The 21,722-nt window shown below is 65.3% G+C and carries 19 protein-coding genes and 1 pseudogene; 11 read left to right on the top strand and 9 right to left on the bottom strand.

Annotation, left to right across the window (positions count from 1 at the left end):
• Window positions 1–38: 38 nt before the first annotated feature.
• The 4 genes from HU230_RS37610 to HU230_RS37625 form a co-directional block, all read right to left on the bottom strand.
• On the bottom strand, window positions 39–380 hold the full coding sequence (locus tag HU230_RS37610) for a hypothetical protein (protein ID WP_176533880.1): 342 nt from the start codon (window positions 378–380) through the stop codon (window positions 39–41).
• A gap of 255 nt (window positions 381–635) precedes the next feature.
• On the bottom strand, window positions 636–1,490 hold the full coding sequence (locus tag HU230_RS37615; protein WP_176533879.1) for an alpha/beta fold hydrolase: 855 nt from the start codon (window positions 1,488–1,490) through the stop codon (window positions 636–638).
• A gap of 3 nt (window positions 1,491–1,493) precedes the next feature.
• Window positions 1,494–2,060: a TMEM175 family protein gene (locus tag HU230_RS37620; RefSeq protein WP_224943992.1), complete on the bottom strand. Its 567-nt coding sequence runs from the start codon at window positions 2,058–2,060 to the stop codon at window positions 1,494–1,496.
• A 33-nt stretch (window positions 2,061–2,093) separates the two neighbouring features.
• Window positions 2,094–2,789: an alpha/beta fold hydrolase gene (locus tag HU230_RS37625; RefSeq protein ID WP_176533878.1), complete on the bottom strand. Its 696-nt coding sequence runs from the start codon at window positions 2,787–2,789 to the stop codon at window positions 2,094–2,096.
• A gap of 165 nt (window positions 2,790–2,954) precedes the next feature.
• On the opposite strand from HU230_RS37625, the gene HU230_RS37630 reads away from it, so the two are divergent.
• The 9 genes from HU230_RS37630 to HU230_RS37670 all read left to right on the top strand — a co-directional run bounded on the left by HU230_RS37630 (window position 2,955) and on the right by HU230_RS37670 (window position 12,537).
• Complete coding sequence (locus HU230_RS37630) at window positions 2,955–3,557, top strand: CGNR zinc finger domain-containing protein (protein WP_176535234.1); 603 nt, start codon at window positions 2,955–2,957, stop codon at window positions 3,555–3,557.
• Between the two features lie 27 nt (window positions 3,558–3,584).
• Window positions 3,585–4,268 carry a haloacid dehalogenase type II gene (locus tag HU230_RS37635; protein ID WP_176533877.1) on the top strand — a complete coding sequence of 228 codons (684 nt, stop codon included), beginning with the start codon at window positions 3,585–3,587 and terminating at the stop codon, window positions 4,266–4,268.
• 174 nt (window positions 4,269–4,442) lie between these two features.
• Window positions 4,443–4,790: a hypothetical protein gene (locus HU230_RS37640; RefSeq protein WP_176533876.1), complete on the top strand. Its 348-nt coding sequence runs from the start codon at window positions 4,443–4,445 to the stop codon at window positions 4,788–4,790.
• Window positions 4,791–5,277: 487 nt separating this feature from the next.
• A complete protein-coding gene (locus HU230_RS37645; protein ID WP_176533875.1) occupies window positions 5,278–6,741 on the top strand; it encodes a phenylacetate--CoA ligase family protein in 1,464 nt (487 codons plus the stop codon).
• 23 nt (window positions 6,742–6,764) lie between these two features.
• A complete protein-coding gene (locus tag HU230_RS37650; protein WP_224943996.1) occupies window positions 6,765–7,562 on the top strand; it encodes an ABC transporter permease in 798 nt (265 codons plus the stop codon).
• Between the two features lie 12 nt (window positions 7,563–7,574).
• Entirely contained in the window at window positions 7,575–8,402 is an 828-nt protein-coding gene (locus tag HU230_RS37655) for an ABC transporter ATP-binding protein (protein WP_176533874.1), read from the top strand.
• Complete coding sequence (locus tag HU230_RS37660; RefSeq protein WP_176533873.1) at window positions 8,402–8,995, top strand: GNAT family N-acetyltransferase; 594 nt, start codon at window positions 8,402–8,404, stop codon at window positions 8,993–8,995. Before HU230_RS37655 ends, HU230_RS37660 begins: the two co-directional genes overlap by 1 nt.
• A 165-nt stretch (window positions 8,996–9,160) precedes the next feature.
• Window positions 9,161–11,215 (top strand): DEAD/DEAH box helicase, encoded by a 2,055-nt coding sequence (locus tag HU230_RS37665; RefSeq protein WP_176533872.1) that lies wholly within the window; start codon window positions 9,161–9,163, stop codon window positions 11,213–11,215.
• Window positions 11,216–11,496: 281 nt separating this feature from the next.
• Complete coding sequence (locus tag HU230_RS37670; protein ID WP_176531977.1) at window positions 11,497–12,537, top strand: IS110 family RNA-guided transposase; 1,041 nt, start codon at window positions 11,497–11,499, stop codon at window positions 12,535–12,537.
• 319 nt (window positions 12,538–12,856) lie between these two features.
• Here the strand turns inward: HU230_RS37670 and HU230_RS37675 are convergent, their stop codons facing one another.
• Window positions 12,857–14,353, bottom strand: coding sequence for a GGDEF domain-containing protein (locus HU230_RS37675; protein ID WP_176533871.1), 1,497 nt, complete (start codon window positions 14,351–14,353; stop codon window positions 12,857–12,859).
• A gap of 122 nt (window positions 14,354–14,475) precedes the next feature.
• Here HU230_RS37675 and HU230_RS37680 point away from each other — a divergent pair, with 122 nt between their 5' ends.
• Window positions 14,476–14,733 carry a DUF7662 domain-containing protein gene (locus HU230_RS37680; RefSeq protein WP_092123173.1) on the top strand — a complete coding sequence of 86 codons (258 nt, stop codon included), beginning with the start codon at window positions 14,476–14,478 and terminating at the stop codon, window positions 14,731–14,733.
• A gap of 215 nt (window positions 14,734–14,948) precedes the next feature.
• On the opposite strand, the gene HU230_RS37685 is transcribed toward HU230_RS37680, so the two are convergent.
• The 3 genes and pseudogenes from HU230_RS37685 to HU230_RS37695 form a co-directional block, all read right to left on the bottom strand.
• Window positions 14,949–17,825, bottom strand: coding sequence for an EAL domain-containing protein (locus HU230_RS37685; RefSeq protein WP_050422740.1), 2,877 nt, complete (start codon window positions 17,823–17,825; stop codon window positions 14,949–14,951).
• A gap of 120 nt (window positions 17,826–17,945) precedes the next feature.
• On the bottom strand, window positions 17,946–18,944 hold the full coding sequence (locus HU230_RS37690) for an NAD(P)H-quinone oxidoreductase (RefSeq protein WP_176533870.1): 999 nt from the start codon (window positions 18,942–18,944) through the stop codon (window positions 17,946–17,948).
• A gap of 87 nt (window positions 18,945–19,031) precedes the next feature.
• A pseudogene (locus HU230_RS37695) lies at window positions 19,032–19,862 on the bottom strand (methionine--tRNA ligase).
• Between the two features lie 264 nt (window positions 19,863–20,126).
• Here HU230_RS37695 and HU230_RS37700 point away from each other — a divergent pair.
• Window positions 20,127–20,318, top strand: coding sequence for a DUF1192 domain-containing protein (locus tag HU230_RS37700; protein WP_176533869.1), 192 nt, complete (start codon window positions 20,127–20,129; stop codon window positions 20,316–20,318).
• 321 nt (window positions 20,319–20,639) lie between these two features.
• Here the strand turns inward: HU230_RS37700 and HU230_RS37705 are convergent, their stop codons facing one another.
• Entirely contained in the window at window positions 20,640–21,668 is a 1,029-nt protein-coding gene (locus tag HU230_RS37705; RefSeq protein WP_176528479.1) for an IS110 family RNA-guided transposase, read from the bottom strand.
• Window positions 21,669–21,722: the final 54 nt, after the last annotated feature.

The following is a 21,722-nucleotide window of genomic DNA, read 5'->3' on the forward strand; positions in this document are numbered from 1 at the left end:
ACAAGTCGAGTCTGCGGCACTCAATGGGCCTCGATGGGTCACTCGTAGTCTGACCGGGTCAGGACGTATCTGCCGCGCACCTTCGCGAAGGTCTGGTGAAGGCACCCGGACGCGGTGCAGAGCCTTGGCTGATTGCCGCATTGCAGGGCTGAATAATCGAGGTGGATGACGGTGGCATTATTGGCGAAGGTCGCGAAATAGTGACCGCCCTCGGGTCCCGCGGCGCATCTCGCCCGGACAGCATGTTGAACGTCGGCAGGCAACCGTTCGATCCGCTCGGTGCTCCAGAGCGGGTCGACAGGAGCGACCGCCGTTGCGTTCGCCGCGAGGGCATGTCCAATAAGAACTGCGCCCATCGGCAATGCTGGCAATGCCCTCATCGGACTCCTCCCGAGGCCTGAAACGGCGTCGCGCCACGCGAACGCGCCCTTGATCGAGGAGCTAGTTTGACGAACTGCGGAAGATAAGTTGGCCAAGACTGGATGGACTTTCCAGTCAGGCTGTAAAGTGCGATCAGGCGCCACCAGGCGCACGCCCGATTGCTCCCATCTTGCGCACCGTCTCGCCCACCGGGCTGGCGATGGCCGCAGTTCCGCGCCGAATCCATGCCGTCAAGCGCAAGGATCACGCAGGCGTCAGCGGCTCAGGAAATCGCGGATGGCTTGCGCGATCTCGGCGGCGTGGGTTTCCAGCGCGAAGTGTCCGGTGTCGAGGAATTTGACCACCGCCTTTGGATTGTCCCGCTTGAACGCCTCGGCGCCCGGCGGCAGGAAGAACGGATCGTTCTTGCCCCACGCCGCGAGGAACGGCGGCTGATGGGTGCGGAAGTAGGACTGGAAGGCCGGGTAGAGCGCGATGTTGCTCTTGTAGTCGCCGAACAGGTCGAGCTGCACGTCATGCGCGCCGGGCCGTGCCATGTAGTAATTGTCGAGGTTCTGGCCGTCGGGCGACACGGCCTGCGGATCCGATGTGCCATGGGTGTACTGCCAGCGCGTGGTGTCCGGCGTCAGGAAGGCGCGCAGCGCGTCGCGGTTCGCTGGCGAGGGATCCTGCCAATAGGCCTTGATCGGCGTCCAGCCGTCGCTGAGGCCTTCCTCATAGGCGTTGCCGTTCTGCGAGATGATCGCGGTGATCCGCTCCGGATGTTTCATCGCGAGGCGGAAGCCGGTCGGCGCGCCATAATCGAACACATAGACCGCGAAGCGGTCGAAGCCGATGACCTCGGTGAAGCGGTCGATCACGCCGGCGATGTTGTCGAAGGTGTAGCTGAACGTCTCGCGCGGCGGCATGTCGGACTGGCCGAAACCGGGCAGGTCGGGCGCCACGATGTGGAATGTGTCCGCGAGCAGCGGGATCAGATCGCGGAACATGTGTCCCGCGCTCGGGAAGCCGTGCAGCAGTAGCAGTTTTGGCGCGCCCGGCGAACCGGCCTCGCGATAGAACACCTTGAAGCCATCGACATCGGCCGTGCGGTATTTGACCTGAGACATCAGTCACTCCTTTTGGTCGTGATGTAGTGGTGAGTTTTGGAGGTTAGGATTTGGTCTGCCCGACAAGCCCGCTGATCGCCTCGGGCCTGAGATAAAGTAGCAGCGCACGGCACACGGTGGCGAAGCCGAGCAGCGGCACGAAAGGAGCGACGGCGGCGCCGGCCGCGAACACCAGCAGCGCGAGCAGCGTGCGGCGAGATAGGCGAGGTCAATGAGGAGGAAGATCACCGCATAGACCACCACCGGTGCCGCGGCCATGTGCGAGCGTGCGACCCAGGCCGTCGCGAACGGCAGCAGCGAGACCGCGAACAAATGGACGAGGTTCAGCCAGATCAGCCGCGGCGTCGGTTGCTGCACCAGATGCAGCAGATGGTGATGATTGACCCAGATCACCGCGATGAACAGATAGCTCGCCGCGTAGCTGATCGCGGTTGGCCACAGCGGCAGCAAGTCGGCGAACCGCGAGCCGTCCGGCACCTTCAGCTCCAGCACCATCACCGTAATGATGACTGCGATCACCGCATCGGAAAACGCGCCGAACCGGTCGGCCGATAAACGTCTCTCCTGCATGGCAGCGCTCCTGTCCTTTGATCGTGAAAGAGGTCAGTGCTCTGTAACGCCGTGGATGGCTTCCCGGATGATGTCGGTGACGAGCTTTGGCGCTGTGACGATCGGGGTGTGATCGACAGGATGTGAACGCACCGCAGCCTTCATCCGCGCCGCCATACTGCGCTGGGTCTCAGGCGCGATCATCCGGTCGTCCTCGGCGACCAGGAACCAGCTCGGGACGTCCTTCCACTTCGGACGGCCAACCGGGACCGTGATGCAAGCGGGCGAAATCGGCCGCTGCACCGCGGCGAGCACCGCGAGGTCCTCGGCGCGCGCACCTTGCGCGAAGGCCGATGCGAAGGCAGGCTCGGGCAGCCAGATCAGGCCGTTGGCGTCGGGCGCGAGTTTTGGCGCGAACGGATGCGGCGGTGCGCGATAGAACACGTCGGCCACCGTCTCGCTCTCATCCGGCGCCAGCGCCGCGACATAGACCAGCGCCTTGACGCGCGGCGAGCGGGTCTCGGCGATCACTGCGCCGGCATAGGCGTGGCCCGCCAGCACGACCGGCCCCTCGACGCGATCCAGCGTGCGGTTCAACGCGGCGACGTCGTCGGCGAGTGAGGTGAGGGGCAGAGGCGCTGCCACGGCGGCGATGCCCTCGGCGTCGAGCGCCGTGATCACTCGCGCCCAGCTCGAACCGTCGGCCCACGCGCCGTGGGCAAGCACCACGCTGACATCCTTGTTCGACATCTTCAGCTCCCTTGTCTAGGTCGTAACCTGTATAATAACATTTGACAGGTTACGGACCTTATGGTCCAATGCTCGTAACTTGTCAACATGCTTTAATCAGGTTATTTGCGGCGAGGTCGAAGAAGCCGCCAGGAGGGCATTACCGTGCAATCCCACCCGCCCGCGATGTTCGTCGCCGACGCATTGGGCCTCGATTTCATCAATTCGATCGCGACCCCGGTCGATACGCCGGTCGACTGGATCGCCGATGGGGGCGGTCTGCTGCGCTGGCTCGCACAGGCGAAGCTGGTGCCGTCAGATGTGCTCGACGAGCTAAAGGCGCGCGCGACGCCGGGCGAACTCGACGGCGTCGCCGGTCAGGCGCGCGATCTGCGCGAATGGTTCCGCGGCTTCGTCCGCAAGCATATGGGTCGGCCGTTGGCGCCGCGGGCGCTCAGGGAATTGGAGCCGCTGAACCGGCTGCTCGAAACCGACACTGGCTTCAGCAAGATCGTGCCGCATCGTCACGATGATCACGATGGTTTCGCGCTGAAGCGAACGCGACGCTGGCGTTCGGCCGAAACGCTGCTGCTGCCGATTGGCGAGGCGATGGCCAGGGTCGTCTGCGAGGAAAGCTTTTCCGACATCAAGACGTGCGAGGGCCCGGCCTGCACGCTGATATTTGCCGATCACACGCGGGCGCGCGCGCGCCGATGGTGCAGCATGGCCGTCTGCGGCAACCGCGCCAAGCAGGCCGCGCATCGCAGCCGGGTCAAGGACAGGGGCTGAAACCAAACCCACCCAACGGTGACCGAAATGGCGCTTCCTCTGATCGTGTTCGACGTCAACGAGACCCTGCTCGACCTCGAGACCATGGAGCCGGTGTTCGCGCGCATCTTCAATGACAAGAGCGCGATGCGGCTGTGGTTCGCGAATTTCATCATGTACTCGGCCGCGCTCACGGTGGCGGGCTGCTACGTGCCGTTCACCGACATCGGCGCGGCCGTCATGAAGATGCTGGCCGACACCCGCGGCATCAGGATCGAGGATGAGGGCAAGAAGGAGCTGACCGAGAAATTCTCCACCATGCCGCCTCATGCGGAAGTGCCGGCGGCGCTGCGCAAGCTGCGTGCGGCGGGCTTTCGGCTGTTCACGCTGACCGACAATCTGCTCGAGGTGCAGACGCGCCAGCTGACGAAGGGCGGCATTGTCGATCTGTTCGAGCGGCGCTTTTCAGCCGATGGCGTCAAGCATCACAAGCCGTCGCGGCAGGCCTATGGCTATGTCGAGCGGGAGCTCGGCGCCGAACCATCGGAGTTCTGCCTGATCGCCTGCCACACCTGGGACACGCTCGGCGCGGTAGCCGCCGGCTGGGAGGCCGCGCTGATCAAGCGGCCCGGCAACGACGTGCTCGGCGTCGGTCCGCAGCCGCAGGTCGTAGGTCGCAATCTCGACGATGTCGCCGACCAGCTGATCCGGCGCTATGGCGCCAAAGGGTAACGGTCGCTGACGGATTTCGGAGGGGAGGATCAAAACCCCTCCAGGCCCGATCGCTCGGAAGCGCATAAAACCGGAATGAAATCCATAGCGGTTGTCAACCATGCCCCTTGAGCCTTCCTCAACTTCCGCGGCGGATGCTCCGCCAGCTGACGGGATCGACAAGGAGCTCAAAGCATGCCGGCAAAGGCACGAACGACCGCGAGCAACACCACCGCGCAGTCGCGCGAGGATATCCTGAATGCGCGGGCCATCAGCACGCTGGGCGCCGGCGTCGTCAACGCGATGAGTGCGGTCGGCGCCGCCGTCATCAAGAAGCACAAGCCGGCGCTCGGCAAGAGCCCGGATTGGTTCTGGCACGTGTTCGCGAAATGCGAGGCCAAGGCGGCACGGGTCGCCGAGCAGGCCGCGCGCGATCCGGAGGCCTGTGGCGATGCTACCTTCATCGAAGTCTATGCCGCGCAATTGCCGAAGCTGATGGCATCCGCGCTCGAGAGCCACGACAAGGCGCTCAAGGCGAAGTGAGGTCGCGACAAGAAGAGGTTGACAACGGCGATCGTGCCGTTGTCGTTCCCTCGATCTCTCTCTCTGCCGCGTCGCTGCGCAGAGCAGCCATGCGCTTGAAACCATAACCCGCCGCCGTTCGTAACCAACGGGTGGGAGAAGTCCGCGCCCGCGGGCTTCCGGATTTTTCAATCCAAGGCGGTTGATGGTGAAGCACCTTGTTTCCGATGAAGAGAAGTGTGACGCGTGTAACGGGACCGGCTTTCCAGCGGTGAAGCAGCCGGGCGAGCCGGGACGGAAGATTTATCCCGAGCCCTGCAAGAAATGCGGCGGCAAGGGGCGGATCAGGAAGGCGACCTGGGGGAAATAGCCGCCTAAAGCAATCGCTACGCAGCTGCGGTGATCGCGGTGTGCGACCGCGTGTGACGCGCGTCACGGCGGGAGCCGGCACAGCGAGCCATTGATAGCGCCATGAACGGGCGGTCTCCCGTCAATCATGGAGCTGAAGATGACGTCCTCCCTTGCAATCAGTGTTTCCGATGACGGCCTTGCTCTGGTGCCGGAGCATGATCAAGCCGCCGCGTCCCTCGTTCCCGCCGATGTGACCAGCGCGCCGCAGCGCCAGTTCTGGGAGACCGAGCACACCCGCCCGGATTTTCAGCCCTCCAACGAGGCAGCGCCCGAGCTGGTCGCGGCCACCGCCAACTATCTCGGCGAATGCATGCGGCACCCCTACCTGCCGGTGTCGGAAATCCGCGCGCGGCAGTTCGCCCGGATCAAGGAGCTGGTCGAGCTCGCCTACCGCGACATTCCGGTCTACCGCGCCAAGTATGATGCGGCCGGCTTCAAGCCGGAGCATCTGCGCGACTACGACGACATCCAGAAGATCCCGGTCATCACTAAGCCCGAGCTGGTCGCGGCCTTCCCGGACCAGTGCGTCAACAAGAAGTACAAGCAGGAAAATTTGTTTCCGACGCGCTCGTCGGGCTCGTCCGGCCAGACCTTGCTGATCCGCGTCGATTATGACGCCGTCATCACCGACACCATCCAGGGCGTCCGCCAGTTCGCGATGCAGAGCGGCGGCAATTACCGCGCCGAGGACCTGCTCGCCCATGTCTACACCGTGCCGTGGTGGTTCGATTCGATCGGCGGCGACTATCCGACCGCTTTCATCTCCAACCTGATCCCGCCGGCGCGCGTCGCCCAGCATCTGCGCTATCTCGGGCCGAAGATCCTGTCGCTCTATCCGTCGAGCCTCGATGCGCTGATGCCGCATGTCGACGAGTTCCGCTCTTCGCTCAATCTCGCGGTGACGCATTCGGAATACTCCTCGCGCGCCGCCCGTCAGGAATGGTCGCGCCAGCTCGGCGTGCCCGTGCTCGACGAATATTCCTCCGAGGAGGCGACGCGGATCGCGCTCGAGATGCCCGACGGCCAGTATCACGTCTGCGAGGACACCGTGCATCTCGACGTGCTCGACCCCGTCACGATGGAGCCGCAGGCTGCCGGCCAGTCCGGCATCGCCGTGATCACCAATTTGCTCAACGAGGCGATGCCGTTCATCCGCTACGTGCAGGGCGACTACATCACCCAGCCCGCCAATCCCGCGCCGTCTGATATCAACTGGTCGCAGATCGCGAGCATCGACGGCCGGCTCAACGACGCCTTCGTCAACCGCGACGGCCGCAAGGTCCCGGCCGGCAGCATCCTGGATGCGACCTATCGCTGGATGTTCGATTGCAATCTGCATCTGGCACAGTTCGAGATCGTGCAACGCGGCGTCGACCTCGTCGAGGCGCGCGTCGTGCTCGGCCAGGATACGCCGATGTCACGTCTGCACGGCTCGGTCGCGCATCTCGAGGATCTGCTCGCGGCCTGCCTCGAGCATCCGGTCCGGGTGCAGGCCAACGCGCTGCTGGCGTTTCCGCCCAAGGTCGGCAAGCGCCGCCCGATCCGCCGCGAGATCGACTAATGCCGGCCGCACGGGTGGATGCCATGACACAGTCATTGAACCGCATCGCCGCCATGACGGCGCGCTATTACTACATCCTGCGCTCGTCATGGCTCCGGCTGCTCGAGATCGTCTACTGGCCGGCGATGCAGATGCTGGTGTGGGGTTTCCTCTACACCTACCTCTATCAGAGCAAGTCGGCGATGGCCTCGACTGCCGGCCTGCTGCTCGGCGCCGTCCTGCTCTGGGACGTGCTGTTTCGCGGCCAGCTCGGCTTCACCTTCACCTTCCTGGAGGAGATCTGGTCGCGCAATCTCGCCAACCTGATGATGAGCCCGTTGCAGCCTTTCGAGCTTGCGGCCTCGCTGATGCTGATGAGCCTGATCCGGCTCGTGATCGGCACGTTGCCGGTGACATTGCTGACGCTGCTGCTGTTCGGCTTCAACGTCTATGCGATGGGGCCGGGGTTGATCGCGTTCTTCTTCAACCTCGTGCTGACCAGCTGGGCGATCGGGCTCGTCGTCGCCGGCCTCGTGATCCGCCAGGGCCTCGGCGCCGAAAGCCTCGCCTACTCGATCATGATCGTGCTGCTGCCGCTGTGCTGCGTCTACTACCCGGTCGAGGCGCTGCCGGCCTGGCTGCATCCGGTCGCCTGGTCGCTGACGCCGACCTATGTGTTCGAGGGCATGCGCGCCGTGTTGCTCGACGGCACCTTCCGTACCGACCTGATGATCGAAGGCCTCGCGCTCAATGCCGTCTATCTCGGCATCGGCTTCGCCACATTCGTTGCCCTGTTGCAGAGCGCCCGCCACAAGGGCGGCCTGCTCACCATGGGCGAGTAAGGGGAGACATCCATGAGCCGCATCGAACGCTTTTTGCCCCGCAGACATCTGACACCGGTGTCGCCAAACACCACGCCCGCGCAGGACAATGCGCCCGACAGCCTCGGTATCGATGAGGCGCCAGCCATCGCGGTCGAAGACCTCTGCAAGAAGTACCGCTCCCATTGGGCCGTCGACGACGTGAACTTCAACGTGCCGAAGGGCTGGACCGTCGGCCTGCTCGGCGGCAACGGCGCCGGCAAGACCACCACCATCGCCATGATCATGGGCCTGGTGGTGCCAAGCTTCGGCCGCGCCATCGTGCTGGGCCACGACATGGCGACCGAGCGTCACAAGGTGCTCAGCCGGATGAATTTCGAAAGCCCCTATGTCGCGTTGCCGGGACGGCTCACCGTGCGGCAGAACCTGACGGTATTCGGCCGGCTCTATGGCGTCGCCAATCTCAAGGCGCGGATCGAGGAACTGATCGAGGATTTCGAGCTCGGCGACGTGCTCGACCGCGTCACCGGGCGGCTCTCGGCCGGCCAGAAGACCCGCGTCGCCGTCGCGAAGGCGCTGATCAACGATCCGGACGTGCTGTTGCTCGACGAGCCGACGGCATCGCTCGATCCTGACCGTGCCGAGTGGGTGCGCAGCCGGCTGCGCGCCTATCAAAAGCGCCGCGGTGCCACCATCCTGCTGTCCTCGCACAACATGACCGAGGTCGAGCAGCTCTGCGACTTCGTCGTCATCATGAGCCGCGGCCGCGTCGTCGCGATGGGGCGTCCGGGCGAGCTCGCCGAGCGCTTCAAGTGCCGGGACCTCGACGAGGTCTTCATCTATCTGGCGAGGGTCGCGTGATGCCGCTGCTTGGTTCCCCGAACCGCGAACGGATCGCGATCCGCCGGGAGCGCCGTTCCGACGTGGCGGCGCGCGAAGCCCTGCTCGATGCCGCGTTCGGCCCTGGCCGCTTCGCCAAGACCTCGGAGCGGCTGCGCGAAGGGCGCAAGCCGGCGCGCGGCCTTGCCCTGGTCGCCCGGCGCGGCGGCCGGCTGGTCGGCACGTTAAGGCTGTGGCCGGTCGTGATCGGCACCGGTCACGCCTGCCTGCTGCTCGGCCCGCTCGCGGTGGCGGAGGATGCACGGTGTCTCGGCATCGGCGCCGCGCTGATGCGGCAGGCCTTGCAGCGGGCGCAGCGGCTCGGCCACCGCGCCGTCATCCTCGTCGGCGATGCAGCCTATTATGACCGCTTCGGCTTCTCGGCGGCGAAAACCGGCGCGCTCCGCATGCCCGGCCCGTATCAGCGCGATCGCCTTTTGGCCTGCGAATTCGTGCCGGACGCGTTGCGCGGGGCGGGCGGCCTGATTGCCGCAACGAGCCCGCCGCCGTCGCGGCTGTCCGGATTGATGGACAGGATCGCCGGCAGCCAGGCCCCGGTCGGACAACCGGCCTGATCCGGCACCTTTTCCGGCTTGGGGGGCCTTGGGGGCATGGCGGTTTGGTTGTTCTTGGCGTAAAGCAGCCCAAATCGTCATGCGGCCGTGCCGCCTGCCGGGTACGCAGCCTCAGGTCGTCCTGCTCGACGTTCTGCACCCGGACCAATCAAGGTTTCCCATCCCGTGCCCTTTCCGACCACAAGTTCGCCGCTCGCCCGCGCCTTGGCTGAGCGCAACTACGATCAGCCGACCCCTGTCCAGCTCGCCGTGCTCGCGGACGACGCCGTCGACCGTGATCTTCTCGTTTCGGCCCAAACCGGTTCGGGCAAGACCGTTGCCTACGGATTGGCCATGGCAAAAGATCTGCTCGACGGCGCCGAGCGGTTCGAGCCGGCCGCCGCACCGCTGGCGCTGATCGTCGCGCCGACGCGGGAGCTCGCCTTGCAGGTTCAGCGCGAGCTCGCCTGGCTCTATGAGCACGCGGACGGTCGCGTCGTTTCCTGCGTCGGTGGCATGGACCCGCGCCGCGAGCAGCGCGAGCTTGCCGCAGGCGCCCACATCGTGGTCGGCACGCCCGGCCGGTTGTGCGACCATTTGCGGCGCGGCCGTCTCGATATTTCAGGATTGCGGGTCGTCGTCCTCGACGAGGCCGATGAGATGCTCAATCTCGGCTTCCGCGAGGACATGGAGTTCATTCTCGAGACCACGCCTGACACGCGCCGCACTTTGCTGTTCTCGGCGACGTTTCCGCGCGGCATCGTCGCGCTGGCCAAGCAGTATCAGCAGCAGGCGTTCCGGATCGAGGTCGCGGGCGACGAGGGCGGCCACGCCGATATCGAGTACCGTGCCATCCGGGTGGCCGCCGACGATGTCGAGCACGCGGTCGTCAACGTGCTGCGCTTCCATGAGGCGCCGAGCGCGCTGGTGTTTTGCAACACGCGAGAAGCCGTCAGGCATTTGCAGGCGGCGCTGCTGGAGCGCGGGTTCTCCGTGGCCTCGCTGTCAGGCGAAATGACCCAGAACGAGCGCACCCAGGCGCTGCAGGCGTTGCGTGACGGACGGTCCAGGGTCTGTGTCGCGACCGACGTGGCGGCGCGCGGCATCGACCTGCCGAGCCTCGACCTCGTCATTCATGCCGATCTGCCGAAAGACCCGGAGGTCATGCAGCATCGCTCAGGCCGCACCGGCCGCGCCGGCCGCAAGGGGGTCAGCATCCTGCTGGTGCCGCCGGCACGGCGGCGGCGCGCCGAGCTGCTGCTGGATCTGGCCGGCATCGATGTGGTCTGGGGTTCTGCGCCGCAGGCGGATGAGATCCGCAAGCTCGACCATGACCGCCTGCTGCAGGATGCGGTGTTCTCCGAGGAGATGAGCTCCGACGATCAGGTGCTCGCACAAGCCTTGCTTGCCGAGCGGTCGCCCGAGGAGATCGCCGCGGCGCTTGCCCGGTTTTATCGCGCGCGGCTGCCTGCGCCCGAAGACATTCTCGATCCCGGCGAGGGACGGGGCCGGGACGATCGCCGCGGCGAGCGCACCTCGCGCCGCGAGGATCGTCCTGCCGGGCCGCGATCGAAGGCCGGCAAGGCTTCCCCGCGTCACGGCATGGAGGAGGCCAGCGTCTGGTTCCGCGCCTCGATCGGACGCAGAAAGAATGCCGAAGCCCGCTGGCTGTTGCCGATGATCTGTCGTCGCGGCGGCATCGACAAGCACGACATCGGCGCCATCAAGATCCTGGATACGACCACCGAGTTCGAGATCGCTGCGCGGGTCGCGGATTCCTTCGCTGTCAAGATCAAGCGTCCGGACAAGGAAGACACCATCCGCATCGAGCCGCTGGCTGACGCTCCGCAGCGGCAGGCGCCCTCGGACAAGCCGGCCCGCAAGCCCAGGCACGATTCTTGGCGTGACAAGGATGACGGCGGCCACAGCGCACCGCGCCGCGACGAGCCGCGTGATGAGGCGGCAGCCAAGCGACGCGGCAAGCCGGATCGCGAGGCGAGAGTGTTTTCGAGCGAAGGCGCGGGCCGTTCGCGTGAAGACTACGCGCCAAGGCAGGAATCCGGAGCTCCCTTCCGATTCAATCGGGACGGAAAGGGCGCGAAGCCGAAATCTGGCGATGAGCCAAGGTTCGGAAAGAAAAAGCAGCATCGGAACAAACCCGGCCAGCCTGGACACTGGCCAGACGTGTCGGCGGCGAAGCCGAAGTTCGGCAAGAAGCCAAAGAAGAAGCATCGCGGTTGAGTTGGCGGTGCCACGGCGGGGCCGCGCGCTTTTGCTCGCTGATGCAGCGATGATTGCAGCAAGCCCCGGATGCAGCGCCGCGCGAGTCAAAGGACGTGCCACATTCTCACCGTCGTCCCGGCGGAGGCCGGGACCCATTACCCCGAATGCTCGTTGTTGCGTGACGCTGCGGCCACAATCCCGCTTACAATCACATGCGGTGGTTGATGGTGTGGACGGCCCCCTACGGCATCAGTGTGCCAGAATGAGGTTGTTGCAAATCTCAGACATGGGAGCCGTCCGTGAACCAGATTATCCGCATTGGGATGGATACGTCGAAGCATATTTTTGTGCTGCATGGGGTTGATGCGTCCGAGCAGCCGGTCTTACGCAAGAAGCTTTCGCGCAAACTCGTGCTGGAGTTCTTCGCCAAATTGCCGCCGACGGTGATCGGGATGGAGGCCTGCGGGGCGTCGCAATATTGGGCGCGCGAGCTTTCCAAGCTCGGTCACGAGGTGAAGCTGATGGCGCCGCAATTGGTTAAACCCTACGTGATGCGGAACAAGAATGACGGGCGTGATGCAGAAGGCCTGTGTGAAGCGATGAGCCGGCCGAGCATGCGCTTTGTGCCGGTGAAGACGGCCGAGCAGCAGGCTGCGCTGATGCTGATGGGGGTCCGCGACGGACTGATCGCCCGGCGCACCCAATTGACCAACACGATCCGCGGCCATGCGGCGGAGTATGGCCTGATCGCGCCCAAGGGACTGGACGCGATCGAACCACTGCTGGCGCGGATCGCGCAGGACGAGACGCTTCCCGCTCTGGCGCGCGAGCTGTTTGTCGTGCTGGGCCGGGAGTGCGTCAGGCTTGAGGGCGAGTTGGAGGTGGTTGAGGCCAGGCTGATGGCCTGGCACCGCGGCGATGCCACGGGCCGGCGCCTGGCTCAGATCCCCTCGGTCGGTCCGATCATTGCAACGATGCTGGTGATGAAGACACCTGATCCGGGCGCGTTCCGCTCCGGTCGTCACTTTGCGGCTTGGCTCGGCCTCACGCCCAAGGACCATTCCACCGCAGGCAAGACCAGGCTCGGCAAGATTACCCGGGCGGGCGACCAGGACCTGCGCCGTCTGCTGGTCGTCGGGGCCACGGCGGTGATCCAGCAGGCCAGGCGGGGGCGCGGTCATCACTCGCGCTGGCTGCTGGCGCTGATCAAGCGTAAGCCGCCGAAGCTTGCGGCCGTAGCGCTCGCCAACAAGGTGGCGCGCATCGTCTGGAAGCTGATGGTGACGGGTGAGAGTTATGACGCCGCACGGCTGAATGCCGCGACGACGGGTACCGCTTAACAGATTGGCCGGCTGGCGGGCTCGCTCGTCAGCCGACCCGGAGCTGCAAGAGCAGATGGAGCGATCGATCGAGCAACGATGCGAGACAATCCGTGGGACCCATCGGCCGTCAACAGGTCGCGTGGTTGTTTGGAACTCGCATCGCGCACACCATCTTGGCCAGCGATCCATTCGATCGCACTCAACAGGCCGGACATATGGATGCAAGCGATCCGATCAATCCCAGAAAGCTCTTGTGCCACGGGGGCCGTCCACATATGGGTCCCGGCCTTTGCCGGGACGACGCAGGGGATGTGGCGCGACATCGGGCACGACTCGCTCACGCCACCAGCGCGATCTTCGACACGGTGGCGAGCACCGACTGGTTGCGGCCGTTGGCCTTGGCGGCGTAGAGCGCCTTGTCGGCGGCTTCGATCAGGTCGGACCATGGCTGGCCGGCGAGCGGCCGGATGCTGGCGACGCCGATGCTCACCGTCGTGATCAGCTCACCCTCGCACCATTGCTGGACCTTGCCGCGGATGGTTTCTGCCAGGTTGAAGGCCTCGAGCGCGGTCATGTTGGGCAGCAGCACGGCGAATTCCTCGCCGCCGAAGCGCGCCGGGCAATCGCCGGCGCGGCGCACCGCATCGGAAATGCAGATCGCGATTCCCACCAGCACCTGATCGCCGGCCTGATGCCCATAGGTGTCGTTATAGGCCTTGAAGTGATCGGCATCGATCATCAGCAGAGCGACCGGCTGGCCGTAGCGGCCGGCGCGGCGCCATTCGCGGTCGATCTCGGCATCGAACTTGCGCCGGTTCTTCAGGCCGGTGAGCGCGTCGGTGGTCGCCAGCTCCTCGAGCTTGTCCTCGGCGTCGGCGCGGCGGACGATCTCGCGGGCCAGCACCAGCGTCGCGCTGAGCACGAACAGCACCAGAACGGCCATGATCGTGCCGATCCGGATCGCCTCGGTGCGCCACAGATTGAAGACGGCTTCGAGCGGCTTGCCGACCACGACGTAAAGCGGCCCGCTGCTGCTGCTGCGCCTGACATAGAGCCGCGGCGTGTCGTCGACCGGGCCCTTGCCGGAGAACGCGCCGCCCACCTTCAGGTTCTCGGATCTCCAGTCCAGCTGCTCAGCGAGGTTCTTGCCGATTACGTCGAGATCGAACGGCGTCCGCATGATGATGGTGCGGTCGCTGCGCAACACCGTGATGGTGTCGCCCGGCGTGAGGTTCAGCCGCCCGAACAGATCGTGGAAGTAGCTGAAGCGGATCGAGCCGACCACGACGCCGAGGAAGCGGCCGTCGTCGCCGGCGATGCGCCGGCTCAGCACGATGGCGTAGGCGCCGCGATGCAGCATCGGCCGGCTGACATACAGCCCGGTGTCGGGATGGTCACGCTGGATGGCGAAATACTCCTCGTCGCTGCGGTTCTCTGGCTGCGGATCGAGGCTCGCCGCGTCGATGGTCAGATTGCCCTTGGTGTCGAACACCTGGATCGCGCCGAAATGCTTTGCGGTCGCGGCGTGATCGAACAGGATCAGCTGGCGCAGTTCCTTGCTGACGCCGCGGATCTCCGGCATTTCCAGATTGCTGGCGACCGCGCGCAGCGACAGGTCGTAGAGCTCGACGTTGCGGCTGATGTCGGCCTCGATGCCTGACGCCAAATTCTCCAGGGTGCGGCGAGCCAGCTGTTCCTCGCCGCGGCGCATGTCGAACATCACGCCGGCGCAGACCGCGGAAAAGCCGAGGACGGTCGCAACGGACGCTGCGATCAGCAGCTTGGCCGATAGCCGCCAGCGCCGCCTTGCGTCGTTTCCCCGTTGAAATGGCATGTCCCGCTCCAAAGTGCCGTCATGCAACGGGAAATCTTGTTGTCGCCTTAAATGGCGACAGCGGCCGCCGAATGGGTTAACGGGTGGTTGCCGGACCCTGGCTTTTTGTCATCGAGGATGTTGTGAACGACTACGACGCGCTGCGGGATTATCTGAAGAAGCAGCATTTGCCCGAATTCGTGCTGACCTTCGACGAGATCGAGGCGATCATCGATGCGGCGCTGCCGCGCGCCGCGCACCGGGCGTCGTGGTGGGAAACCCTGCGCAGCCCGCAGGAGAAGATGCCGCAGCGCGAAGCCTGCCTCGACGCCGGCTACATCGCCACCCGTCAGGCCGACGGCAGGAGCGTCAGGTTCAAGCGAATGCCGAAGCCGCGCTAAGGCGCGATCCTGAGAGGTCGGACAGTAACCGCGACGAAGGTGCGCTCCCTCTCCCGCTTGCGGGGGAGGGCTGGGGTGGGGGCTCTCTCCACGAGTCGCATCGCGGAGAGAGCCCCCACCCGCAACGCATCTTCGATGCGATGCGACCTCCCCCGCAAGCGGGCGAGGTGCAGTGAGTCCGCGGCAGGACCAATGCTAACTTACTTGATAGCGCTTTAGCTTGCGGCTTCCAGCCGTTCCTCGGTGAGCAGGCGCGTGGCGGCGTCGGCGTCCATCGGCTCGCCGAAGGCAAAGCCCTGCGCATATTCGCAGCCGAGCTGGTAGAGCTCGACGGCGTCCGAATCCGTCTCGGCGCCTTCCGCGACCACTTCCATGCCGAGATCGTGCGCCAGCGCGATGATCGATTTCAGGATCACCGGGCGGGTGCCGCGGCTGGTGGTGCGGACGAAGGACTGGTCGATCTTGATGGTGTCGAACGGGAAGCGCTGCAGGTAGGACAGCGAGGAGTGTCCGGTGCCGAAATCGTCGAGCGACAGCCCGGTGCCGAGCTCGCGGATCCGCGCCAGCATCTGGGCCGCGTGCTCCGGGTTCTCCATGACCAGCGATTCCGTCAGCTCCAGCTTCAGCGTGCCGCGCGCCACCGAGGAGCGCGACAGCACGGTTCTGATATCGTGGATCAAATCGTGGCGCAGCAATTGCCGCGACGACACGTTGACCGATGCGAAGATCGGCTCGCGTGCGCGCATCGCGCGCTGCCACACCGCGAGCTGGCGCGCGGTCTGGTCCATCACGAACATGCCGAGATCGACGATCAGGCCGGTCTCCTCGGCGACGTTGATGAACTCCGACGGCGACATCCGGCCGAGCTTGGGATGGTCCCAGCGCGCCAGCGCCTCGAAGCCGGCGATCGCGCGATCTTCCAACCGCACGATCGGCTGGTACAGGATCGTGATCTCCTGCCGCTCGATGGCGCGGCGCAGGTCGCTCTCCAGGGTCAGGCGGTCGGTCTTCCGCGCCCGCATCGCCGGCTTGTAGACGTCGATGCGGTCGCCGCCGATCCGCTTGGAATGATACATCGCAAGCTCGGCGTCCTTGATGATCTCGTCGGTCAGCGGCGCCGCCGGATCGGACAGCGCAAGGCCGATCGACGCGGTCAGGAAGATCTCGCGGTCGTTGAACGCGATCGGGGCGCGGATGGTTTTGCGGATGGTTTCGGCGAAGTTGGTGATCCGCGCCGGGTCCTGCTCCGACAGCAGGATCAGGCCGAACTGATCGCCGGCCATGCGCGCCAGCGTGTCCTGCGGCTTGAGGATGCGGGTCAGCCGGCGCGCCAGCGTCAGCAGGATGGAATCGCCGACCGCGATGCCGACGGAATCGTTGACCTGCTTGAAGCGGTCGAGGTCGATCACCATCAAGGTCGGCCGCAGGTTCGGCATGGTCTTGGCGAGGTTCGCCACCGCGCCGAGGCGGTCCATGAACAGCCGGCGGTTCGGCAGCCCAGTCAGATTGTCGTGCACGGAGTCATGCAGCATCCGCTCTTCGGAGTTCTTGAACTCGGTAACGTCCGTCAGGGTGCCGACCACGCGCGAGACCTCGCCGTCGGAGCCGACCACGGGCCGCGCCTTCAGCGCGAACCACATGAAGTGGCCGTCGGGCGTGCGCAGCCGGAAATCCTGCACCAGGCGGCCGCGGCGCTGGTCGAGTACGCTGTCGAGCGCGGCGCGGAAGCGGTCCTGGTCGAGCGGGTGCAGTACCTCGAGCCATTTCGCCGCCGGGCCTTCCAGCGTGCCGCGCTTCAGGCCGAGCAGGGCCTCGGTCTCCGGGCTGGTGAACACCTTGTCGGCGGACACGTCCCAGTCCCAGATCAGATCGCCGGAGCCAGTCAGCGCCAGGGCGCGACGCTCGACATCGGAGACCACGCCGGTGGTGGCGCCGCCGCCGGCGAAGGCGTGCTGCATCACCGTAAAGCCGATCAGCATGACGATCAGCACCAGGCCGCCAAGCAGGGCCGGGCCGACGATGTCGTTGGTAACGGAACCTGCGACTGTCATGCCGGCCGCGACCACCCAGACCACCAGCAGGAACCAGGTCGGGATCAGCAGCACCGCGCGGTCGAAGCCGTGGGTCGACAGATAGACGATCAGCGCGAAGCCGGCGAAGGCGATCATGACCAGCGACATCCGCGCGATGCCGGAGGCGACCGCCGGATCGAACAGCGCCAGCGCAACCAGCGAGCCGAGGAAGACGAGCCAGCCGATCGTGATGTGCGAGTAGCGGACGTGCCATCTGCTCAAATTCAGATAGGCGAACAGGAACACCAGCAGTGTCGCCGCGAGGATCGCCTCGCCCGCCGCGCGCCAGACGCGCTCGGCGTTGTTCGACATGTCGAGCACCTTGCCCCAGAAGCCGAAGTCGACGCCGATATAGACCAGCACCGCCCAGGCCAGCGCCGCGGCAGCGGGGAACATGATGCTGCCCTTGACCACAAACAAGATCGTGAGCACGAGCGCGAGCAGGCCCGAGATGCCGATCACGATGCCCTGGTACAGCGTGAACGAGTTGACCTTGTCCTTGTAGGCGTCGGGTTCCCACAGATAGAGCTGCGGCAGCTTGTCGGTGCGCAGTTCCGCGACATAGGTGACGACAGCGCCGGGATCGAGCGTGATGCGGAACACGTCGGCGGTCGGGCTCTCCTGCCGCTCGGGACGATCACCGACCGACGGCGTGATGGTGGCGATACGCGACAGGCCGAGGTCGGGCCACAACAGGCCTGATGACACGATGCGATAGTGCGGCGCGACGATCAGGCGGTCGAGCTGGTCGTCGGTGTTGTTGGCGAGTGCGAACACCACCCAGTTCTGACCGCCCTCGCGGGCGCGAACTTCGATGCGGCGCACGATGCCGTCGGTTCCCGGTGCGGTGGAGACCTGAATGCGGTCGGTTTCGCTGCGCTGATGGTCGAGAACCGCGGTGAGGTCGATCGCCGGCGCATCGCTGCGCACGCTGACCGCGTCGATCGCATACGCGTCAGGCGCAGCGGCAAACATCATGAGGCCCAGCGCCAGCAGCGCAAGGCACCTGATCAGACGCAATGTCAGTACTCCGCGATCGACAAACTGCCCGGGCCCGGCGACCGGCCCGGAGGTGGCGCGATAAATGACACGAAAGCGAAGGGAATCAAAGGGTTTCCGCCCCTGCTTCCGCTGCGAGAGTTAAACCACCAACACAATTTTGCCAATATGTTCGCTGGTCTCCATGCGCCGGTGCGCGTCCGCGGCCTTTTCCAGCGGGAATGTGCTGTCCATCAGCGGTTTGACGCGTCCTTCGCGCAACAACGGCAACACCTTTGCCTCGATCGCCGCCACCATTGCCGCCTTGTCCGCATTACTACGGGGGCGAAGGGTCGAGCCGGTGTGGTGCAGCCGCTTGACCATCAGCTTGGCGAAATTGGCCGTGGCCTTCGGTGTTCCCGACAGGAACGCGATCTGGACGATACGGCCTTCGACCGCGGCGGCGTCGTAGTTCCGGTCGATATAGTCGCCGCCCACCATGTCGAGAATGACATTGGCGCCGTTGCCGCCAGTCGCCTTCTTCACCGCCTCGACAAAGTCCTCGGTCTTGTAGTTGACCGCGTAATCGGCGCCGAGCTTGAGGCAGGCGTCGGCCTTGTCCTGCGAGCCGACGGTCACGATCACCTTGGCGCCGAACGCCTTGGCAAGCTGGATCGCCATCGTGCCGATGCCCGACGAGCCGCCGTGAATCAGCAGCGTCTCGCCGGCTTGCAGCGCGCCGCGCTCGAACACGTTGTGCCACACCGTCATCAGCGTTTCCGGAATCGCGCCGGCTTCCTGCATCGTGAGCTGCGGCGGCACGGTCATCGCCTGCGCGTCCTGCGCGATGCAATATTGCGCGTAGCCGCCGCCTGCGACGAGCGACATCACCTTGTCGCCGATCTTGTGCTTTGCGCCTTCGCCGAGCGCGACCACTTCGCCTGCGATCTCGAGGCCGGGCAGGTCGCTCGCGCCGGGCGGCGGCGGATAGGAGCCGGAGCGCTGCGCGACGTCCGGGCGGTTGACGCCGGCGGCCGCGACCTTGACCAGGATTTCGCCGGGACCCGGCACCGGCAGCGCGCGGGTCTCCGGCACCAGCACCTCCGGGCCACCTGGCTTGCTGATGGCAACGACGGTCATTTGCGCGGGCAGGTTTGGCATGGTTCGTTCCTGGTCAGTGAATAGGATTGGCTTGTGGCATACCGCCTTTTCCAACGAAGCGAAACGCCATTCCCACCACCATTGCCGCTAGTCGCGGCCGCGCGCGGCGTCGGCCCATTCCTGGGTGGCCGCGATGTAGCCGATCGGCGCATCGAACCAGACGTAGAACACCTTGCCGTCAAAACCCTGGCGCGGAACTGCGATGCCCCAAGTGAGGTCGCGCGTGATGCAGCGATCGCGCAGCTCGGCATTGAGCCAGCTCTTCGCGGTCGACACCACGAAAGGCGGCCATCCGGTGCGGCTGTCGATCCAGGCGCCGATGCTGTCGACAAGCTGGGACTGGCGCAGGAACAGATGACGGCTGTCGCGGCTCTCGAGCGCGCGGTCGCCTGATAGCGCCGAGCGCGGGTCAATCAGCTCCGGCGGGTCAAGCAGCGTGCCGCAATGGTCGCACTGATCGCCACGCGCCGATCCATCGCCGCAATGCGGGCAGGTGCCGAGCACGTAGCGGTCGGGCAGGAAGCGCCGGTCGGCCGGCGACCACACCTGCCGCGACGAGCGCGCCTCGATCAGCCCGGCTGCATCGAGGCGGCGCTAGAAGTGCTGCGTCAGCGCATGATTGTGCGGCGCGCTGGTGCGGCCGAAATGATCGAAGGAGAGACCGAAGCGCCGGTAGATGTCGGCCTGGACGGCATGCTGGGCATCGCAGAACTCCCTGATATCTTGCCCGGTCTCGATGGCGCCGAGCTCGGCCGGCGTGCCGTGCTCGTCGGTCGCGCAGATGAAGAGCACGTCGTCACCGGTCTGCCGCCGGAAGCGGGCGTGGACGTCGGCGGGCAGCAGCGAGCCAATCAGATTGCCGAGATGCTTGACGCCATTCACGTAGGGAAGGGCGCTGGTGATGAGAATTTTGCTCATGGTTGAGGTCTTTCGCGTTTGGTGATGCCAACCCCGGTGAAATCAAACCGAAAATCAAAAAGCCCTCCCGCATGATCGGAAGGGCTTGGGTCGGCTCATGCCTGGCGCGCAGGCGCACTATCCCGTCCGGTCAGACTCCTTGCAGTCGGGCCTGGGCATTCGCGTCAGATGTTGCGCGCGCACGAAAGTCACTGCAAAATTCTCCTGCACAAGGACATTACCATCTCTGGACGCACGGCGCCAGATTCATCGCGGGGAGGACACATGCCGATTGAGGATGAGGACCGGCCGCGGAAGAAGATCACGCACGAGATCGGACAGGATCTCTCGCTGCTGTCGGTCGAGGAATTGACCGAGCGCATCGTGCTACTCACGACCGAAGTCAATCGCCTGAAAGAGGCGATGACGAAGAAGCGCGCGTCGAAGGACGCCGCGAACGCGTTCTTCAAGTCGTAGCGCTGCGACATCACAAGCGTCGTCCCGGACAAGCGAGCAAAGCGAGCGCGATCCGGGACCCATATGTGGACGGCCCCCGTGGCACAAGAGCTTTCTGGGATTGGTCGGATCGCTGTCATCCATATGTCCGGCCTGTTTGATGCGATCGTGTTGATCGCTGGGCCAAGATGGTTTCCGCGACGCGAGTGCCAAACAACCTGGCGACCTTGTGAAGGCCAATGGGTCCCGCGGCTTGTCTCGCGTTCTGGATCGATCGATCATTCCATCTGCTCTTGCAGCTCCGGTTCGTCCGGCGAGCGCTACGTCCGGCCGGCCGACTTGTTAGGTGACAGCGTTCATGCGTGCGGCATCATAGCTCTCGCCGGTCGCCATCAGCTTCCAGGCGATGCGGGCCACCTTGTTGGCGAGCGCCACGGCCGCAAGCTTCGGCGGCTTGCGCCTGAGCAACGCCACGAGCCAGCGCGAGGGGTGGCCGCGCCCGAGCCTTGCCTGCCGGATCACCGCGGTCGCCCCGGCCACGAGCAGGCGACGCAGGGTCTCGTCGCCAGCGCGGGTGATCTTGCCGAGCCTGGTTTTGCCGGCGGTGGAATGGTCCTTGGGCGTCAGGCCGAGCCAGGCCGCGAACAAGCGGCCGGAGCGGAAGGCGTGCGGGTCCGGCGTCTTCATCACAAGCGAGGTCGCGATGATCGGACCGACCGAGGGGATCTGGGCCAGACGACGGCTTGTGGCGTTGGCCTGGTGCCAGGCCAGCAGCCTGGCCTCGACCGCCTTCAGCTCACCCTGCAACTGCGCATAGTCACGGCCCTGCATGGCGAACAGCTCGCGCGCCATAGCGGGAACGCTCTCGTCCTGCGTGATCCGGGCCAACAGCGGCTCGATCTTGTCCAACCCCTTCGGCGCGATCAGGCCAAACTCCGCCGCGTAGCCGCGGATCGCATTGCTGAGCTGGGTACGGCGGCCGATCAGCCCATCGCGGACACCTGCAAGCATCAGCGCGGCCTGCTGTTCGGCGCTCTTCACCGGCACAAACCGCATCCGCGGTCGGCCCATCGCTTCGCACACCCCATCCGCATCTCGCCCGTCGTTCTTGTTCCGCAGCACATAAGGCTTCACCAACTGCGGCGCTATCAGCTTCACCTCATGGCCAAGCTTGCCAAGCTCGCGCCCCCAGTAATGAGCCGCCCCGCAGGCCTCCATCCCGATCACGGTCGGCGGAAGCTTGGCAAAAAACTCAAGCACCTGCTTGCGCGACAGCTTCTTGCGCAACACCGGCTGTTCCGCCGCGTCAACTCCATGCAGCACAAAAATATGCTTCGACGTATCCATCCCAATACGGATAATCTCTCTCACGGACGGTCTCCTTGTCTGAGATTTACAACAACCTCATTCTGGCACACTGATGCC

It is taken from the genome of Bradyrhizobium quebecense (assembly GCF_013373795.3).
In the GTDB taxonomy this organism is placed as follows: domain Bacteria; phylum Pseudomonadota; class Alphaproteobacteria; order Rhizobiales; family Xanthobacteraceae; genus Bradyrhizobium; species Bradyrhizobium quebecense.